At 72.6% G+C, this 17,402-nt stretch carries 16 protein-coding genes; 5 read left to right on the top strand and 11 right to left on the bottom strand.

Annotated features, from left to right (window positions below; genetic code table 11):
* Positions 1 to 6: 6 nt before the first annotated feature.
* The 5 genes from OHU74_RS32720 to OHU74_RS32700 all read right to left on the bottom strand — a co-directional run bounded on the left by OHU74_RS32720 (position 7) and on the right by OHU74_RS32700 (position 4,370).
* Entirely contained in the window at positions 7 to 234 is a 228-nt protein-coding gene (locus OHU74_RS32720) for a hypothetical protein (protein ID WP_371619251.1), read from the bottom strand.
* Entirely contained in the window at positions 231 to 1,436 is a 1,206-nt protein-coding gene (locus OHU74_RS32715) for a hypothetical protein (RefSeq protein WP_371619250.1), read from the bottom strand. Before OHU74_RS32715 ends, OHU74_RS32720 begins: the two co-directional genes overlap by 4 nt.
* 87 nt (positions 1,437 to 1,523) lie before the next feature.
* Entirely contained in the window at positions 1,524 to 2,771 is a 1,248-nt protein-coding gene (locus tag OHU74_RS32710) for a cytochrome P450 (RefSeq protein ID WP_371619249.1), read from the bottom strand.
* Between the two features lie 191 nt (positions 2,772 to 2,962).
* Positions 2,963 to 3,484, bottom strand: a complete 522-nt coding sequence (locus OHU74_RS32705) for a protein phosphatase (RefSeq protein WP_371619248.1) — start codon at positions 3,482 to 3,484, stop codon at positions 2,963 to 2,965.
* A 25-nt stretch (positions 3,485 to 3,509) separates the two neighbouring features.
* Entirely contained in the window at positions 3,510 to 4,370 is an 861-nt protein-coding gene (locus OHU74_RS32700) for a hypothetical protein (RefSeq protein ID WP_371619247.1), read from the bottom strand.
* Between the two features lie 169 nt (positions 4,371 to 4,539).
* On the opposite strand from OHU74_RS32700, the gene OHU74_RS32695 reads away from it, so the two are divergent.
* Both OHU74_RS32695 and OHU74_RS32690 read left to right on the top strand, forming a co-directional pair.
* The gene (locus tag OHU74_RS32695; protein WP_371619246.1) at positions 4,540 to 5,274 is read left to right on the top strand and encodes an ATP-grasp domain-containing protein; all 735 of its coding nucleotides are present in this window, start codon (positions 4,540 to 4,542) and stop codon (positions 5,272 to 5,274) included.
* A gap of 82 nt (positions 5,275 to 5,356) precedes the next feature.
* Positions 5,357 to 6,841: an MFS transporter gene (locus OHU74_RS32690; protein WP_371619245.1), complete on the top strand. Its 1,485-nt coding sequence runs from the start codon at positions 5,357 to 5,359 to the stop codon at positions 6,839 to 6,841.
* Positions 6,842 to 6,861: 20 nt separating this feature from the next.
* Here the strand turns inward: OHU74_RS32690 and OHU74_RS32685 are convergent, their stop codons facing one another.
* Positions 6,862 to 8,856, bottom strand: a complete 1,995-nt coding sequence (locus tag OHU74_RS32685) for a glycosyl hydrolase family 28-related protein (RefSeq protein WP_371619244.1) — start codon at positions 8,854 to 8,856, stop codon at positions 6,862 to 6,864.
* 137 nt (positions 8,857 to 8,993) lie between these two features.
* Here OHU74_RS32685 and OHU74_RS32680 point away from each other — a divergent pair, with 137 nt between their 5' ends.
* The 3 genes from OHU74_RS32680 (at position 8,994) to OHU74_RS32670 (ending at position 13,113) form a co-directional block, all read left to right on the top strand.
* The gene (locus OHU74_RS32680; RefSeq protein ID WP_371619243.1) at positions 8,994 to 9,689 is read left to right on the top strand and encodes a DUF6629 family protein; all 696 of its coding nucleotides are present in this window, start codon (positions 8,994 to 8,996) and stop codon (positions 9,687 to 9,689) included.
* Positions 9,690 to 10,097: 408 nt separating this feature from the next.
* Positions 10,098 to 11,753 carry a GMC oxidoreductase gene (locus OHU74_RS32675; protein ID WP_371619242.1) on the top strand — a complete coding sequence of 552 codons (1,656 nt, stop codon included), beginning with the start codon at positions 10,098 to 10,100 and terminating at the stop codon, positions 11,751 to 11,753.
* A 202-nt stretch (positions 11,754 to 11,955) separates the two neighbouring features.
* Positions 11,956 to 13,113 (top strand): RNA-guided endonuclease InsQ/TnpB family protein, encoded by a 1,158-nt coding sequence (locus OHU74_RS32670; RefSeq protein ID WP_371619241.1) that lies wholly within the window; start codon positions 11,956 to 11,958, stop codon positions 13,111 to 13,113.
* Between the two features lie 72 nt (positions 13,114 to 13,185).
* On the opposite strand, the gene OHU74_RS32665 is transcribed toward OHU74_RS32670, so the two are convergent.
* The 5 genes from OHU74_RS32665 to OHU74_RS32645 all read right to left on the bottom strand — a co-directional run bounded on the left by OHU74_RS32665 (position 13,186) and on the right by OHU74_RS32645 (position 17,364).
* Positions 13,186 to 13,671 carry a carboxymuconolactone decarboxylase family protein gene (locus OHU74_RS32665; RefSeq protein WP_371619240.1) on the bottom strand — a complete coding sequence of 162 codons (486 nt, stop codon included), beginning with the start codon at positions 13,669 to 13,671 and terminating at the stop codon, positions 13,186 to 13,188.
* Positions 13,668 to 14,750 (bottom strand): dihydrodipicolinate reductase, encoded by a 1,083-nt coding sequence (locus OHU74_RS32660; protein WP_371619239.1) that lies wholly within the window; start codon positions 14,748 to 14,750, stop codon positions 13,668 to 13,670. Before OHU74_RS32660 ends, OHU74_RS32665 begins: the two co-directional genes overlap by 4 nt.
* Positions 14,751 to 14,815: 65 nt before the next feature.
* On the bottom strand, positions 14,816 to 14,989 hold the full coding sequence (locus OHU74_RS32655) for a DUF6126 family protein (protein WP_371619238.1): 174 nt from the start codon (positions 14,987 to 14,989) through the stop codon (positions 14,816 to 14,818).
* A gap of 29 nt (positions 14,990 to 15,018) precedes the next feature.
* Positions 15,019 to 15,717, bottom strand: coding sequence for a helix-turn-helix domain-containing protein (locus tag OHU74_RS32650; protein WP_371619237.1), 699 nt, complete (start codon positions 15,715 to 15,717; stop codon positions 15,019 to 15,021).
* Between the two features lie 87 nt (positions 15,718 to 15,804).
* A complete protein-coding gene (locus tag OHU74_RS32645) occupies positions 15,805 to 17,364 on the bottom strand; it encodes an ATP-dependent DNA ligase (RefSeq protein WP_371619236.1) in 1,560 nt (519 codons plus the stop codon).
* Positions 17,365 to 17,402 lie beyond the last annotated feature (38 nt).

The following is a 17,402-nucleotide window of genomic DNA, read 5'->3' as shown; positions in this document are numbered from 1 at the left end:
TCGACCCTAGGAGCGCTCACAGCCCGCCAGTTGGGCCGCGGCCAGGTCGAAGCCGCCTGCGGCCGTGGCGCAGCGCTCGGCCAGGCCCTCCACCTCGGCGCGCAGGGCATCGGCCCGCGGGCCCTGCCAGTGCAGGTCGCCCGCGGCCCGGCGCAGCCGCTCGGCGTGCGAGCGGAGGGCGGCCGAGTGGGCGCGCAGGCCTTCGGCCGGAGCGGGTCCGGAGATCTTCCTCAACTCGGCCTCCCGGGAACGTAGACATCGGGCCGCCCCGGCAGTCCGACGAGATGGCTGCCGGTGACCCAGCCCTCGAAGACGGCCAGGCCGGCCGGGGATCCGGAGCCCGTGCACAGCCGGGCGGCAGGATAGACGGTGGTGAACTCCCGGCTCGTGGCGAGCCGTTCGGCCGAGCGGGCGCCCGGCCCGCAGCCGAGGAGGGCCAGTTCGGATCCGGAGGGCACGAGGCGGCGTACGGTACCGGCCACCATGCGGAGGTAGCTGTCCTGCCCGTCGCGCCCCTCGTCCTCGTCGGGCCCGCCGCAGCCGGCGCACCCGCCGTCCGGGGAGCCCTCGCCGTCGGACTCGACCGGCTGGGGGCCGGCCAGCTGGACCACGTAGCGCTCGCCCCCGTCCGCCCCGACGACCTGCTGGAGCAGGACCGCTCCCCCGGCGTCGGCGCCCAGACCCTCCGCGTTGCGCAGGTATCCGGCCGGGGTACCGGTGGTGTCCAGTTCCGCGAGGAAGCCGGTCTCCGGTCCGGGGCAGGCGGGGCCCGGCTCGAAGAAGGCCCGCAGGGCGGCGCCGAGCCCGAGGAGCGGTTCGGCGGTCACGGCCCTGCCGGTGGCGATCTGCCAGCCCGCATGGTCGTTGAAGGGGTTGCCGTCGGTCAGCGCGTTCCAGGCGAGGATGTCGGCGAAGGACGGGCCCAGCAGGGCGAAGGCCGGTCCGGCGCCTTGCCGGCGCATCAGCTCGCGGAACTCCCGGACGGCATCGGCCTGCCGGTCCTCCTCCACGGCCCGCAGGACCACGGCCGCGTCCGGGTCGGCCGCCAGTGCCGGGTTACGGGTGTGCGCGGCCCGGATCCGGCCCTTGAGCCCGCACACCGCGAGGCTGACGGCCAGGCTCTCCCGGCCGCCGAAGACCCCGGCGAGCCAGCCCGCCCGGGCCACGCCCCGCCCCCGGGGAGCCCAGCCGAGTCCGGCCGGGTCGGTGAGGGCGCGCAGCAGCGTACGCCAGGCGGCCCGGCGGCGGCTGCCCGAGGTCAGGGCGGTGACCGGCAGCCGGGAGCCGAGGGCCAGTCCGGAGGCGTAGCTGGCGGCTTCGCCGACGGCGTCGGCGGCTTCGCACAACTCCCGGCACAGGGCGCCCAGCTGGTCGGCGTCCGGGTCTGGGTCCGGGTCGGCCGACTCGGAGGTCGCGGAGGTCGCGGCGTCGGACATGGATCCCTCGTGAGGTCGGGTGGATGGGGCGGGTGGGGCGGGTGGGGCGGGACGGACCGGTTCTGTTCTGTTCTGTGGAGCGGAGTTTCAGCGCCGGGTGAGCCGGAGCCGGATCCCCTGGGGTTCCAGCGCAGCGGGCAGCGGACCGAGCGGGTCGAGCGCGGGCCGGACGCCGTGGACCCGGTGCCCGCGCAGCACCTCGGCGCAGAGCGCGGCCGTGACCAGCAGGCCCAGTTGCTCACCGGGACAGCGGCCCTCGGCATGACTGAAGGGGGCCATCCGGATGTCCCGCGCCGCCTCGGGCGAAGCCCACCGGCCCGGTACGAAGACGTGCGCGGCGGGTACGCGTTCGGGATCGCGCTGGTGGAACAGGGCGGGGAGCAGTACGCAGGTCCCGGCGGGGTGGCGCACGCCCCGCCATTCGGTCTCGGCGCGGGTGATCCGTATCAGGTCGGGGACGGCCGGGTACAGGCGCAGCGTTTCGCGGACGCAGGCCCGCAGCCGGGGCAGGGCGCCCTTGGCCGCGTCCGCTTCCCGCGCCTCGGCGGCCGCCGCGCTCTGCTCGGCGGGGTGCGCGCCGAGGAGCAGCAGGGTGCGCAGCATCAGGCCGGGCACCAGGTCGAAGGCCGACAGCCACTGCCGGGCCTGCCCGACCGGGTCGAGGCTTCCCGTCGGGTCGGCGTGGCGGCGGGCCCGCCCGACGAGGGTGTGCGGTTCGGCGTCGGCCGCGTACGCGGCGATGCGCGCACCCGTCTTGTCGTGGAAACGTCCGAGCCGGCGGGTGAGTTCCACGTCTTCGGCGGCCGCGTCGCCGAGGACGATGCGGCGGGCGGCGCGGGCCACGACGTGCCGGGCGCGGGCGAGTTCGAGGGAACCTCCGGCCGTCAGCCGCCGGGCCTCCTCGGCGAGGACCGACAGGAACGGCCCGCACGAGGGGTGCACGGAGAGCCCGGCGGCGAGGACGGCGTCGTCGACCGCCCGACGCTCCGCACGCAGCCCCGCGTGGGCGCAGCCGTCCGGTGCTCCGGGGGCGGAGGCCAGGGCGAGGGTGTCGACGGGTTCGGCGTAGAACTGCCGTACGTCCTGCGGATCCAGGATGAGCAGGACGGTGCCGGTCAGCCCCCGTACGAGTACGGGCGCCCCGCCGTGCCGCGCGCGCAGGGCCCGCAGGGTCGCCGCGGACCAGCGCGGCCGGCCGGGTGCGGCGTGTCCCCGTCCGGTGCGGGGGCGGGCGCTCACGAAGCCCCGTACGAGCACCGGCAGGGTGTGGGCGGCGGCGAACCGGACGCTCCCGGCGCGCCCGGCCCGGCCGGTGCGTCCCGCGCCGGCCGTCATACGCGGGCCGCCGCGGCCGTGGCCGGAGCCGGGGTGGCCGGAGCCGGGGTGGCGCAGGCCCGTCCCGCGGGCACATCGAGGGCGGTCTCCTGGGCCGTACGCATCCGTGTACCTCCGCGCAGCCGGGATTCGACGGTCGGTGATCTCGCGCTCACCGTACGTCGATCACCCTGGGTCCGCGCTTCGAGGAACTACGGGAGGGGGTCGAGGTCCACGAGCAGTACGGCGGCGTCCAGCCCGGCGGTGAGGTACTCGGTGAAGGTCTCGTTGTGCAGGGCCCACGGGGAGCGCTTGCGGCGGACGAGGTCGATGGCCTCGGCGGGGGCCGGTACGAGGCCGCGCTCGACGAGGCACTGGGCGACGACGAGCCCGGACCGGTTGTAACCGGAATGGCAGCGGACCAGGATCGTCCGTCCGGAGTCGAGGGCGGCGCAGGCGGCCCGGACGAGCCGCTGGACCGTACGGAGCTGCGCGCCCGTGAGCGGGGCGTCGGGCATGTCGCCGACCAGGTGTTCCACGCCGGGACCGGGACCGTGGCCCGGGTGGGTGAAGAGGCTGATGACCAGGTCGAACTCGGCTCCGACGACGACCGGCCACAGCTCCCCGGCCGGGTCGGTCCAGAAGTGGCCGCCCATCCAGAGGCCGGGGGCGATCTCGTCCCAGGGACTCCCGGGACCGGGCGGTTCGCGGTCCTTCTGACGGGTCTCCTTCATCGGACCCCGAGGATACAACGAAGCATCAGCTAGCGGGAGTTGATCCGAAGACCGCGTCGCGGAAGGCGGTACGGAGCGAGGCCGACGGGGTGGTGGGGAGCAGGGCCGCCCAGCGCTGGCGGCGCGGGGAGACCCACAGGGCGGGGCCGTCACCGTGGGACCAGGCGCCGTGCGGGGCCGGGTGCCAGAGGAGGCCGCGGGCGGGGGTGAGCTCGCCGGTGCGGATGCGCAGCGACTCGTCGGTCCAGGCCCGGCTGACGGGGCCCGCGGCGGAGGCCCCGGAGGGATCGGAGGGATCGGAGGGATCGGAGGGGGCCAGGAGGTGGCTCAGGAACCGGGCGAGGTCGGCGACGGGGGCACGCAGGGTCCCGTCGGCGGCGAAGCGGGTCCGGGCCATGCCGAGCGGGCCCCAGATCCGGTCGGCGGCGAAGTCGGCGAGCGGCCGGCCGCCGAGCCGCTCGGCCAGCCGGACGAGGGCGGGCAGGGCGGGCAGAGCGGGCACGGCATCCGGGGCGGAGCCGTGGGGGACGTGGGTGACGTGGCCGACGTGGGTGAGCAGCTGGTGTGCGGTGGTTCCGGCGGGCAGGCCGTCGCCCGCTTCGTACGCGGTGAGCGGGGTGTGCAGGCTCAGCTCCCCTTCCCCCACGAGGATCCCGATGACGGGCCAGACGGCCAGCACGGCCATCAACCCGCCGACGTCGAGTCCGTCGGCGTCGAGTCCGTCGGCGTGGGAGGCGCCGGTGGCCGCTCCGCCCGCCGCGCTCGGGCCCTCCGGCCCGCCGAAGGCCCAGGCGGCCCCGGGATCGGCCTCCCGTACCAGGGCCCCGACCCGCTCCGCGCACTCGCTCTGCCCGCTCTGCCCGGCCCGGTCGCTCTGCAGCGTCATGGTCGGTACGGTACGACGTCCGACGGCCCGCCTCCGGCGCGTCCCGCGGTCCGGTCACCGCCGCCACCCGAATGCCCCCACCCCTCCCGCGCCCGTCCCAACGCCGCCCGCGCAGACCGGCGCCGAAATCCGGATGACGCCGGGCCGGGCCCTCCCTCAAGATCACCACATGACCCTGCTCCTCCCGCCCCGCCTCACCGCGTCCGCCGCCCGACTCCGGGACGCTGCGCACGCGCGCGGGCTGGCCACCGTACGTCTGGACACCTTCGCCGTGCCCGAAGGGCTGCGGGCCGCGCACCTGCACGCCGGTCCGCGCTTCGCCGACGCGGTGGCCGCCGGGCTCGGGATCGGCCTCCTCGAGGCGCCGTCCGACTGGCTGGCGCGGCTGCCGCGGCAGCTCACCGGTCGCGAGATCCGGCTGATGACGCTGCGCGAGGCGTACGCGCTGCGCCGGCCCGTCTTCGTGAAGTCCCCGAACGACAAGGAGATCCCGGCGCTCGTCTACGCGGACGGCTCCCGGCTGCCGGGGCCGGACGCGGTGGATCCGCAGACCGAAGTACTGGTCAGCGACGTGGTGCGGTTCACCGCCGAGTACCGGCTCTTCCTGCTCGACGGGGAGGTCCGCACCGCGAGCCGCTACGCCGAGGACGGCCGCCTCAGCCTGGGGCCGGTCTCGGCCGATGCCCTCGCCTTCGCCGCGGGTCTGCCGTTCTCCACCCTGCCGTCGGCGATCGTGGTCGACGTGGGCCTCGCCGACGGCGGCGGCTGGTCGGTGATCGAGGCCAACGCCGCGTGGGCGAGCGGTACGTACGACTGCGACCCCGGCCGCGCGCTGGACGTGGTGCTGCGCGCCGCCCGGCCCCGCTCGGCCCTGGAACCCCGGGATTTGGAGTTCCTGCGCTGACCGGCGGGTCCCCAGGCCGCCTCTTTCCGGATCTCGCCGCGGCCGGGTGGCCATCCGGGGGCGGACCGGCCAGCCTGGGGGGATGACCGACCCCGTCGTGCAACAGCCACCCGGCGTCCGGCTCCGCTCCGCGCAGGGCCGGTGGATCGTGCTGACCACCGTCCTCGGGTCCGCCATGGCGCTGCTCGACTCGACCGTGGTCAATGTCGCCCTGCCCAGCATCGGGCGGGACCTCGGCGCCGATCTGGCGGTGCTGCAGTGGACGGTCAACGCGTACCTGCTGACCCTCGCCGGGCTGATCCTGGTCGGCGGGGCGCTCGGCGACCGCTTCGGTCGGCGCCGGATCTTCGTGCTCGGGGTGGTCTGGTTCGCGGTGGGTTCGCTGCTGTGCGGCATCGCGCCGAACGCCGGGGTGCTGATCGGGGCCCGCGCCCTGCAGGGCATCGGCGGCGCCCTGCTGACTCCCGGTTCCCTCGCCCTGATCCAGTCCTCGATCCACGCCGACGACCGGGCCCGCGCGGTGGGGCTGTGGTCGGGGCTCGGCGGGGTGGGCGCGGCCGTGGGACCGTTCCTGGGCGGCTGGCTGGTCGACGGGCCGGGCTGGCGCTGGGTGTTCCTGCTGAACGTGCCGTTGGCCGCGCTGTGCGTCCCGGTGGCGCTGAGACACGTACCGGAGTCCCGGGATCCGCAGGCGCACGGGCGGTTCGACGTGGCGGGCGCCGTCCTCGGCGCGGCCTCGCTGGCGTTGATCACCTACGCCCTCATCGAGGCCCGGTCGGGCACCGCCCTCGTCGTGGCGGCGGGGGTCGGCGGCGTCCTGCTGGGCGTCGCCTTCGTCGTGGTCGAGCGGCGGCGGGCCGATCCGATGGTTCCGCCGGGGATCTTCGCCTCGCGCCGGTTCACCGCCGTCAACCTGGTCACGCTGTGCGTGTACGCGGCCTTCGGCGGGTTCTTCTTCCTCGTCGTGCTGCAGCTCCAGGTGGTGTCCGGCTACTCCGCCCTCGCCTCGGGGGCCGCCCTGCTGCCGACCACCGCCCTGATGCTGCTGCTGTCGGCCCGGTCGGCGGAGCTCGGCGAGCGGATCGGCCCGCGGATCCCCCTGACCGTGGGACCGCTGCTGTGCGCGGCGGGGATGCTGCTGATGCTGCGGGTGGGCGAGGAGGCCTCGTACGTACGGGACGTGCTGCCGGCGCTGCTCGTGATGGGCATGGGCATGGTGACCCTGGTGGCTCCGCTGACGGCCACGGTCCTGTCCTCGGTGGATCCCGGCCGGGCGGGGCTGGCCAGCGGGATCAACAACGCCGCCGCGCGCGCCGCCGGGCTGCTCGCGGTGGCCGCGCTGCCGCTGCTGGTCGGGATGGGCCCGGACGCCTACCTCTCGGCCAGTGCCTTCGACGCGGCGTTCGGGCGGGCGATGCCCTGGTGCGCGGGGGTGCTGGTGCTCGGCTCCGTGGTGGCGTGGACGACCGTACGTTCCCCCGCGCCCGGGAGCTGCCACCCGCAGTGCCGTACCAACTGCGCGGTGACCGCTCCGCCGCTCGAACCCCCGGGAGCGGCGAAGCGGTGATCCGGGCGGCCCGCCCCCTGCTACCAGGGGCCGGGCGCGGGCGGTGCCACGACCGGCGGGCGGTCGTCGCAGGTGATGGTGTTGGGCAGTTCCCAGCCGGCCAGCCAGGGGCCCGTGGTGCCGCCGCCGTCGTTGCCGCCCCGGTCCACGAGGGTGAACTCCGACCCCGTGGCGGGGAAGTTGAAGGAGCCGCAGTTGTTGACCCCGACGGCCCCGACGTTGCGGGCGTCGACGTTCTCGAAGGTCGCCGATCCGGCCGCCCGCGCGCTCAGAACGGAGGTGCCGGTGCCGTCGACCTTGATGTCCTTGAAGTGGAGGTTCTCGATGCGCACCTTGTCCTTCACCGGCCAGTCGCTGACCAGCATGACCGCGTTGTAGGTGGAGTCGAGGAAGGAGTTGTCCGTGACCTGGATGTCGGCCCGGTCGATGCTGCGGTCCAGGGCGTAGAACCAGATGGAGCCGAGCCCGATCTTCCAGTTCAGTTCGTACGTGCCCGCGCGCGCGGTGGTGTTGCCCGCGATCCGCAGACTGCCCGTGAAGGGTTCGGCACCGAACCGGGAGCCGACGTGCAGGGCGCTGCCCTCGCGGACCGGGTCGGCGACGAGGTTGGCCGTGACGGTGGTGTCGGCGCCGCCGTAGACGGCGATGCCGTTGGCCAGGGTCGGGCTCTGCACGGTGTTGTGGTCGAAGGTGTTGCGGGCGTCGGCCGTCTTCTCGGACCAGAGCGCGAGGCCGTCGTCCCCGGTGTTGCGGACGAAGTTGTCCTGGACGAGGGAGTCGGTGACGCCGGTGTGGAAGTTGAGGCCGTCGGCGATCTGGTCGGTGATGACGTTGCGGGTGACCTTCACGTTGCTCATCGGGCCGTCGAACCAGAGCCCCACCTTGGTGTGGTGGATGTAGAGGGAGTCGATGGTGGAGTCGCTCATGGCTCCGCCCACGCCGTTGACCTGATCGGTGTCCACGCGCTCGCGGACGTCTCCTTCGATGGCGAAGCGGGAGAGGTGGACTCCCCGGCTGCCGCTGCCGGGGGCGCCCTGCGTCGCCTCCTTGCCGTAGAAGCCGACGCCCTTGCCCTTGACGGTGGTGTACCAGCTGCCGGCGCCGGTGACCGTCACGTCGTCCACGATGACGTGACGGTTGACCTGGTAGGTGCCGGGCGGCAGGTAGACCGGGAGCCGGTGGCGCCTGGCGAAGGCGATGGCCCGGTCGAGGGCGTCCGCGGAATCGCGTCGGCCGGTCGGGTCCGCCCCGAAGAGCAGGGCGTTGGCCGCGGCCGTCTCGATGTGGGGGGCGCCGACGAGCTCGGAGTCGAGCAGGTCGATCACGGTCCAGGCGGCGGTGCTCCCGGCCGGGACGGTGAGCCTGATCCTGTCGCCCGCCTGGTGGGTGCGGCCGAGGAGCAGCCGCTGCTCGTCGTACATGTGGGTCGGCCGGAACGGCTTGGTGACGACCGGGGCCGGGGTGGTCGCCGCGGGGACACAGCCGCACTCGGTGATCCACCAGTCGGGGTGCAGGAGGTCGGCCTGCGGGTCGTTGCTGAAGGGGTACTGGTTGTAGAGCCAGGAGTACTGCGAGGTCAGCGTCATGGAGCGGCGGTTCTTGCCGTTGACGGTGACGTCGAGCGGGGCCGTGATGCCGCCGCCTGCGGGGGCGTCGGGGAGGCTGTAGCGGACGGTGAGCGCGTCGGCGGCCGCGGGCAGGGTGAACTCCACGTACTCGCCGGGGGCCAGTTTCACGGCCTTGCGGCCGGAGGCCTCCGCGGGGAGGGAGTAGGCGGTGCGGTCGGGGCCGATGAGCGTGCCGGAGGTGGCCGCGTTCTCCGCTTCCTGCTCGGCGAAGGCCACGCGGGCGCCGCGGCCCTCGACCAGTGCGGGATCGAGGGCGGCCCGGGTGACGGCGGTCGCGGGGGCGGGGGCGCTGGGGCCCGCTGCAGCCGCGCCGGCGCCCAGGGCGCCGAGACCGAGCGTGGACACGGTGATCGCCGCCAGCGCGGCGGCGGCTCTTCTTGGGGGCATGGCGGGGACAGTAGGGCCACGCACACGAACACAGCAAGAGTCGTGCAGAATTCTTCTTCCTCCCGTCGATTTCTTCCAAAGATCTGTGGCGTGGCAGACGGCACCGGTCCGCCCTACCGTGGGAGCGGGAGGTCGCCATGTGCTGGAGCGCGACGGCCGATCTGACGGCGGGTACGGCCATCACCGCCGTCGGGATCGCCTGCCTGGTGCGCACGCGAAGGGCCAGGGACCTGCCCGTCGCCGCACTTCCACTGATCCTGGGCACACACCAGCTGATCGAAGCCGCCGTCTGGAGATCCGGCGGCGGCTGCGGTCCGGCCACCACCGCATGGGCGGCGATCGCCCTCCCGCTGCTGCCGGTGTGGGTTTCCCTCGGGGTGCTGCTCGCCGCCCCGCCGGCGGCCCGGCCCCGGCTCCGGTGGCCCGCCGCCGTCGGCCTCGCCACGGGCGCGCACCTCTCGTACTGCCTGGCGACGCGCCCGGTGAGCGCCGAGATCCGCGGCCACATCCTCGGATACGGCGTGAATGTTCCATGGATGCCACTGGTTCTTGCGGGCTATCTGTTCGCCACCCTCGGCTCCCTGCTGATCTCCGGCGACCGCGGGCTGCGCCGTCTCGGTGCACTCCTCGCCGCGGGGGCGCTCGTCTGCTCCGCGCTCTGGAGGCTGGAATTCGCCTCCACCTGGTGCGCCTTCGCGGCGGCGGCCTCGACCCTGATCCTCGCCCGGACCCGGGACCGTGGGTTCTCCTTGTGTACACGGGGACCCGGTCCGGAGGAGGCCGGGCCTGTAACACCGGCCCGGACGGCGAACAGGCCCACTTGGCGAAGGTAAAAAGATTTCGGGCCCGATCACGGTCGCACGCTGCGGTTTGCCGCTTTTCGGCCGCCGGGCGCACGGGACGCAGCCATGACGGAGTGGCTGCGTGGTCCCGGATTCCCGGCCACCCGGCGATGGAGGCCGCCCCGTAACGCGTTCGACTTCTGACGTGCCGGATTCGAGCGGCGCGCACGCCGACGACCCGCGCCCCTCCCCCGCACTCCCGTCACTGCGAGACCACCGCCCCTCCACAGCCAGTGGTCGTTCCCAGCGTCCGATGGGACCTTCGGCGCCGGAGCGCGGACCGCGGACCGGCGCACTCCATGACCATGATCGGCGAAAGATACCTAGGCGTATCTAGTGACTTCACAAGCACTCGGCAGTAGAACTCGTTCTCATTCAGCCTAGAGTGAGGAAGCTCACATGAGCGACAAAAGCCTGCACAAAACCAACACCAACGGCGTCTCGCGTCGCGGGTTTCTGGGTAGAACAGGTTCCATTCTGGGGGCCATGGCCCTTGCTGGTCCGATCACCTCGACCCAAGCGCAGGCCGCCACGGCCGACGCGACCGCCGCCGGCCCCATCGACAACGGCGCCCACGTACCGGCCCTGGTGATCGGCACCGGGTACGGCGGCTCCGTCGCCGCCCTGCGGCTCGCCCAGGCCGGCGTGGACGTCCACATGATCGAGATGGGCATGGCCTGGGACACTCCGGGCTCGGACGGCAAGATCTTCTGCAGCACCACCAGCCCGGACCAGCGCTCCTACTGGCTGCGCACCAAGACCAAGCAGCCCCTGAGCAACTTCCTGGGCTTCCCCATCGACAAGGACATCCCGCGCTACACCGGCATCCTGGATGCCGAGGAAATGGGCGGCATCATCGTCTACCAGGGCCGCGGTGTCGGCGGCGGCTCGCTGGTCAACGGCGGCATGGCGGTCACGCCCAGGCGCGCGAACTTCGGCGCCATCCTCCCCTCCGTGGACGCGGAGGAGATGTACAGCACCTACTACCCGCGCGCCAACGCGGGCCTCGGCGTCGGCCTGATCGACCCGGCCTGGTTCGACACCGTCGACTGCTACCAGTTCGCCCGGGTCGGCCGCAAGCACGCCCAGCGCTCCGGCTTCCCCTTCGTCTTCGTCCCGGACGTATACGACTGGGACTACATGAAGCAGGAGGCGGCCGGGACCGTCACCAAGTCCGCGGTGGCCGGTGAGATCCTCTACGGCAACAACTACGGCAAGAAGTCCCTCCAGAAGACCTACATCGCCCAGGCCAAGGCCACCGGCAAGGTGACCATCTCGCCCCTGCACAAGGTGACTTCGGTCTCCCAGGCCTCCGGCGGCGGGTACACGGTCGTCATCGAGCAGATCAACACCACCGGCGACACCATCGGCACCAAGACCGTCCTCGCGGACAAGGTGTTCTTCGCAGCCGGCAGCGTCGGCACCAGCAAGCTGCTCGTCCGGCTGAAGGCCACCGGCGCGCTGCCCAACCTGAACTCGGAGATCGGCAAGGGCTGGGGCGACAACGGCAACGTCATGGTCGGCCGGGCCAACCACATGTGGGACCCGACCGGCAAGGTGCAGGCGTCGATCCCCTGCGGCGGCATCGACAACTGGGACGCGGGCGGCGCCTTCGCCGAGGTGGCCCCGCTGCCGACCGGCATCGAGACCTACGCGTCCTTCTACCTGTCGATCACGAAGAACCCGAACCGCGCGGAGTTCAGCTACGACGCGGCCTCGGGCGCGGTCAAGCTGAACTGGCAGACGGCCTGGAAGCAGCCGTCCATCGACATGGCCAAGACCATCTTCGACAAGATCAACTCGAAGGAGGGGACGATCTACCGGACCGACCTCTTCGGCACCAACAAGATCTGGGGCGACCACCTCACCTACCACCCCCTCGGCGGCGCGATCCTGAACAAGGCCACCGACAACTACGGTCGCCTGCACGGCTACACCGGTCTGTACGTCATCGACGGCGCGCTCATCCCGGGCAACACCAGCGTCAACCCGTTCGTCACCATCACCGCGCTCGCCGAGCGCAACATCGAGAAGATCATCGCCACCGACCTGTAGCGCCCGGCCCGCAAGGGCTCACCAGATCGCGGCAGACAGCGCGAAGGCCCGGGGCCGTCGGATTCACCGACGGCCCCGGACCCAGCGAGGAGTCCCGCGGTTTCAGGCCCGGTCGGTATCGCTTCTCTGGATTGCTCTGACCCGCAGGCATTGGCGTTTGGTTCCCAGAGCGGTGACATAGGGCAACGCTACGATCACCGGCATGAAGATCGTCGTGCAGGTGAAGCCGATGCCGGAGGCCGTCCAGGCCGCCGCACTTTCGGCAACCCTGCACACGGTCAATGAGGCCGCGCGCTGGGTGTCCCGTGCGGCGTTCGAGCGGGGCGTGCCGCGTGAGTATGCCCTGCGGAAGCACACCTACCTGGAGTTGAAGGCTCGGGGGTTGGGGGCGCAGGCCGCCCAGCACGTCATCAAGAAGACCCGCGACGCCTACACCACGTTGAAGGCGAACATCCGCGCAGGGAACCTGGGCAAGCCCGGTTCGAAGCGCAGGGTCAAGGCCGAGTCGAAGCCGATCGTCTTCCGTCCCGACGCGGCGCAGCCGTATGACGACCGGTGCCTGTCGTGGCAGTACGACGCGCAGAGCGTCAGCATCCGGACGACCGCCGGGCGGATCAAGAGCCTGCGGTTCGCCTGCTCGGCGGACGCTCTCAAGACGCTTCGTGAGTTTCGTCGGGGAGAGTCGGACCTGATCGAACGCGACGGCGTGTTCTACCTGATCGCGGTGTGCGAGATCCCTGAGGCCGAGCAATTCGAGCCGGCCGGGTTCGTCGGCGTGGACCTGGGCATCGCCAACATCGCGACCACCTCCACCGGCTACGGTGCCGCCGGACGCGGCCTGAACCGTCACCGCAAGCGGCAGATGGATCTTCGGCGCAAGCTCCAGGCCAAGGGCACCAAGTCCGCCAAGCGGCGGCTCAAGCACCGTGCCCGCAAGGAAACGCGGCATGCCGCGAACGTCAACCACATCGTCTCGAAGACCATCGTCACCACCGCTGAACGCACCGGCCGCGGGATCGCTCTGGAAGATCTTCAGGGCATCCGTGACCGGGTACGGCTCCGCAAGGGCCAGCGGGCACAACTGCATTCGTGGAGCTTCCACCAGCTCGGCCAGTTCCTTGAGTACAAGGCGCGCCGGGCCGGGGTGCCGCTGGTGTACGTCGATCCGGCGTACACCAGCCAGCAATGCTCCGAATGCGGCCACCTCGACCGGAAGAACCGTGTCGATCAAGCAACGTTCGCGTGCAGGGCCTGCGGGTTCCTGGCCCACGCGGACGACAACGCGTCCCACAGCATCGCCGCGCGCGGCGAGAGCGTGTGGATTGCGGGGCGTGAGTCACGCGTCCCAGCCACCCCGTAGGTGGTCCGGACGGAGGAGCAACCCGGCAGCCAGTCGGGCGGCTACCTCCAAGCCCGGTCCTTTAGGGGTGGGTCAAGTTGACTGGCCCGGCAGCATGCACACGCTGTCGAGGCCGAGCACGTGGTTGAGCCGGCCGAAGGCCAGCCAGGACCCGATGCTCATCGTCAGTTCCACGATCTCGACCTGGCTGTAGAGCGCCGTCATCCGCTCCCAGAACTCCTCGTCCAGGCCGTGGTGGTCGAGGCAGTACCGCTCGGCGTACTCCGCCGCCAGCCGGGTGCGCTCGTCGAAGCGGTCGGTCGTGCGCCACTCGGTGACGGCCTCGGGGAACTCGTCCTCGACCTTCTCCCCGTCCCGGTCCGTGCGCCAGTCCAGGCAGAAGATGCACCCGTTGATCTGCGCCACGCGCAGCCGGGCCGCCTCGAACTCGCGCAGCCCCAGGGTGGTGTGGGCGTACACCGACAGCGAGAAGTTGGCCGCGGCCATCCCGATGCCGGGTACCAGGTCGCCCCATACGTACTCGATGGGGTGCTGGCCTTCGGGTACGTCGATCCTCATGGGTGTTTCCTTCCGAGTTTGCCGATGGCGGGGCGCAGCGGGATGTCCAGGGCGTCGTAGAGCCCCGGTTCGGCCTCCACCAGCCAGTCGATGGCACCGACGAGACGGCCGACGGCGGTGGCGTTGCCGCCCGCGGAACGGTTCTCGCCCTCGTCCGTGGCCTCGATGGTGACCTCGATGTGCGGGCGGCCCTCGATGACGACCCGGTGGGCTCCGTCCCCGCCGTCGGGCGGGGACGGCCAGTCGGGGGCGCAGGAGGCGTGGATGCGGGTGACGTGCTCGATGACGATGCGGGGTTCGCCCTCGACGATGCCCTGCACTTCGAAGCGGATGGCGCCCTGGGTGCCGGCCTCGAACTCGCCCATCGTCCGCGTGGTGACGGTGGTGTCGAGGGCGCGGCGGTCCACCGTCTCGCGGATGTCGTCGAGTTCGACGCCCAGGGCGCGGGCCATCATCCGTATCTGACCGCCCCACACCATGGTCGGGATGGACGGCATCAGCATCATCGGTTCGAAGTCCATGGGCTGGCCCATGCCGACGAGGAGGCGGACCGAGTCCGGCTGGTCGTAGGTGGAGTAGTCGAAGATCTCCTGGCAGCGGATGACGTCGACCCGGGTGCCGAGTCCGCTGAGCAGGAGCGGGAGCACGTCGTTGCCCCAGCCTGGGTCGACGCCGGAGGCGAAGAGCGAGCCGCCGCCCTCCGCGACCGCGGTGGTCACCGGATCGAGGAACTCCGGTGGTGCGTTGCGGTAGTCGTAGAGCGGATAGAGGGCGGGGCTGACGACGACGGCGCCGGAGCGGATCGCCCGGGTGATGTCGGCGAGGGCGTCGTCGGGGCGGATGTCGCCGGACGCCGCGTAGAAGACGGCCTGCGGGCGGGCGGCGAGCACCGCCTCGATGTCGTCGGTGGCCGCGACACCGACCTCGTAGTCGAGTTCGCCGAGTTCACCGGCGTCCCGGCCGACCTTCTCGGGATTGTGGACGATGACGGCGGCCAGTTTCAGCGCCGGATGGGCCTCTACGGCACGGATGGCCAAACGGCCGACGTTGCCGGTACCCCAGACAACCGTGGAAATCATGCGCGGAGGGTAACTTCAAGACTTGCAGGTTCCTAGAGCCGCGAACGGAAACTTCGCACCCGTCCTCACTGGCGCTGGGCGCCCAGGACGAAGAGCAAGTAGACGAAGAAGGCGAAGAGATGGCCTACGAACAAGTAGGCAACGAGCCGGATGACCAGACCGCGCGGGAACTTCGACTCGATGCGCCGCAGCACGGTCGGGTTCTGCTCGGCGTCGGGCTGCTGTTCTGTCTGGGCCACGGGTACGGCTCCTTCGGCTGTCGGGTCGACTACTGGTGGCGCGTGGTGCTGGTGATGGAGGTGCTGGTACCGCCCAGGCACAGCCCGGCGAGGCTGCTCTGCAGCAGGGTGTGGACGAACAGCAGGTCGGCTCCGGCGGACGAGGCCGCGCCGATCCGGTGCGCGGTGAGCGAGTCGAAGTGCGCGCTGTCCCCCGGCTCCAGCAGGTGCTCGCTCTCCCCGAGGTGCAGCCGCAGCCGCCCCTTCAGCACGTACAGCCACTCCTCCCCTGGATGTACGCGGACCAGCTCGCCCTGGCTCCGGCCGTGGGGCACGTGCACGCGCAGCGCCTGCATCCCGCGGCCGGAGCCGCCGGCCTGCCAGTACGTCCAGCCGTCGGCCTCGCGGGCGCCGGGGCCGCCGGCCCGTACGATGGGATCGGCCACGGCCGGGGTCTCCCCCAGCAGCTCCGAGACCGTCGTACCGTAGGTGCGGGCGAGACCGAGCAGCAGCGGCAGCGAGGGCTGGCGTCGGCCGGTCTCCAGTCGTGACAGGTGGGCGGGCGAGAGCCGGGCCCGCGCGGCGGCGGCTTCCAGGGTCAGTCCGGCGCGGCGGCGGAGCTCGCGCAGCTGCGGGGCCACGGTGGGCAGCTCGGGGCCGTCGACGGCCGCGCTCGCGCCGGTGTCGTCGTTGAGGTCGTTGGCGAAGTCGGCCGCGTCTTCGGGGCCGGGGGCAGGGCCGGTTGTCATGCCCCGATTGAGCCAGATCCTTACCCCTCTGGCAATCCGCGTTGCCTCTGAGGCAAAACAGCCCCTGCTTCCGGCATCCCCGGGGTCCTATCGGTCCTGGGCCGGCGGATGCCCCGGCCCGCGCTCGCCCAGCACCGTCTCCACCGTGTCCGCGTCCTCCGCCCGCTTGTCGGGACGGTGCCGCAGGACCCGCGCGAAACGCAGGGCCACCCCGGCCGGGTAGCGCGGTGAGCGCTGCAGGCCGTCGTAGGCGATCTCCACGACCAGTTCGGGGCGGACCCGGACGGTGAAGCCGTCGTCCTCGACGGCGAGCTCGCCGAGCCGTTCGGTCTGCCAGCGCAGCATCTCGTCGGTGAGTCCCTTGAAGGTCTTGCCGAGCATGGCGTAGCTGCCGTCGGCCGCCCGTGCGCCCAGGTGCAGGTTGGACAGGAGCCCGGTGCGGCGGCCGTGGCCCCGTTCGACGGCGAGCACCACGAGGTCCAGGGTGTGCACCGGTTTCACCTTGAGCCAGTGTTTGCCGCGGCGGCCGGCCGCGTAGGCGGAGTCGAGGGCCTTGACCATCACCCCCTCGTGACCCCGGCGCAGCGTTTCGGCCCCGAACTCCTCCGCGTCGGCGAGCCGCGCCGCCGGGTCCTCGACCACCAGGCGGCGCACCCGGGACTCCTCGGGCACCAGGGCGGCAAGGACCTCGTAGCGCTCGCGCACCGGCAGGTCGAGGAGTACGTCCGCGCCCGCCGCCAGGACGTCGAAGAAGAAGGCGTCGACCGGAAGGGTCCGCCGGGCGGCCTCGACGTCGACCCGCGAGCCGACCCGGCTCGCCACCTCCTGGAACGGCACCGGCCGCCCGTCGGCCCCCGGCCGCCCGATGACCTCCCCGTCGAGGATGAACCGCTCGCCCGGCAGCGACCGGGCCAGCTCGGCCACCTCCGGCAACCGGTCGGTGATCTCGTCGAGGGAACGCGTGTACACCCGTACCTCGTTCCCCTCGCGGTGGACCTGCACCCGGATCCCGTCGAGCTTCTCCTCCACCGCGCACGGCCCGAGCGCGGCCAGCGCCTCGGCCACCGACTTGGCGGTGTTCGCCAGCATCGGCTGTACGGGATGCCCCACGCGCAGGGTCACCCCGCGCAAGGCCGCCGCCCCGTCGGCCAGGACCGCCGCCGCCACCCGGGGCAGGGAGCCGTCGAGCATCGCGGCCCGGCGCAGTTCGGCGGCCGGCACCCCGGCCGCGGCGGCCACGCCCTCCAGGGCCACGGCGTCCAATGCGCCCTGGCGGACCTCGCCGGAGAGCAGGCTGCGCAGGAACCGCTGCTCCGGCTCGGTGGCGGCGCCGAGCAGGCCGTCCAGGATCCGGCGGCGCTCTGCCTGCGCACCGGTCCCGGCGACGGCGGCGAGCCGCGTCACCTCGGCGTCCACGGCGGACACGGTCAGGGTGGGGTCGGCGGCGGGCTCCGTGTCGCGGGCCAGCGCACGCCAGCCGATCCCCGGACGCCCCTGCGGGAGCCGTCCGGCGAGGTACGAGACCACGAGCGCGGCCTCCTCCGGGGGCGCGGCGGCGAAGACCCCGGCGAGCAGTTCGGTCTTCCGGGACCGGGCGGAGGTCTCGGCCACCTCCCGGGACACGCGCGCGACCTCGGCCAGCAGCATGCGGCCATCCTCCCGCCGGTCGGCGCGCCGCGCAGGTC

The sequence above is a fragment of the Streptomyces sp. NBC_00454 genome (assembly GCF_041434015.1).
Taxonomy (GTDB): domain Bacteria; phylum Actinomycetota; class Actinomycetes; order Streptomycetales; family Streptomycetaceae; genus Streptomyces.
The sequence above is the reverse complement of the archived record's forward strand: the minus strand, read 5'-3'. Positions and strand labels throughout refer to the sequence as shown.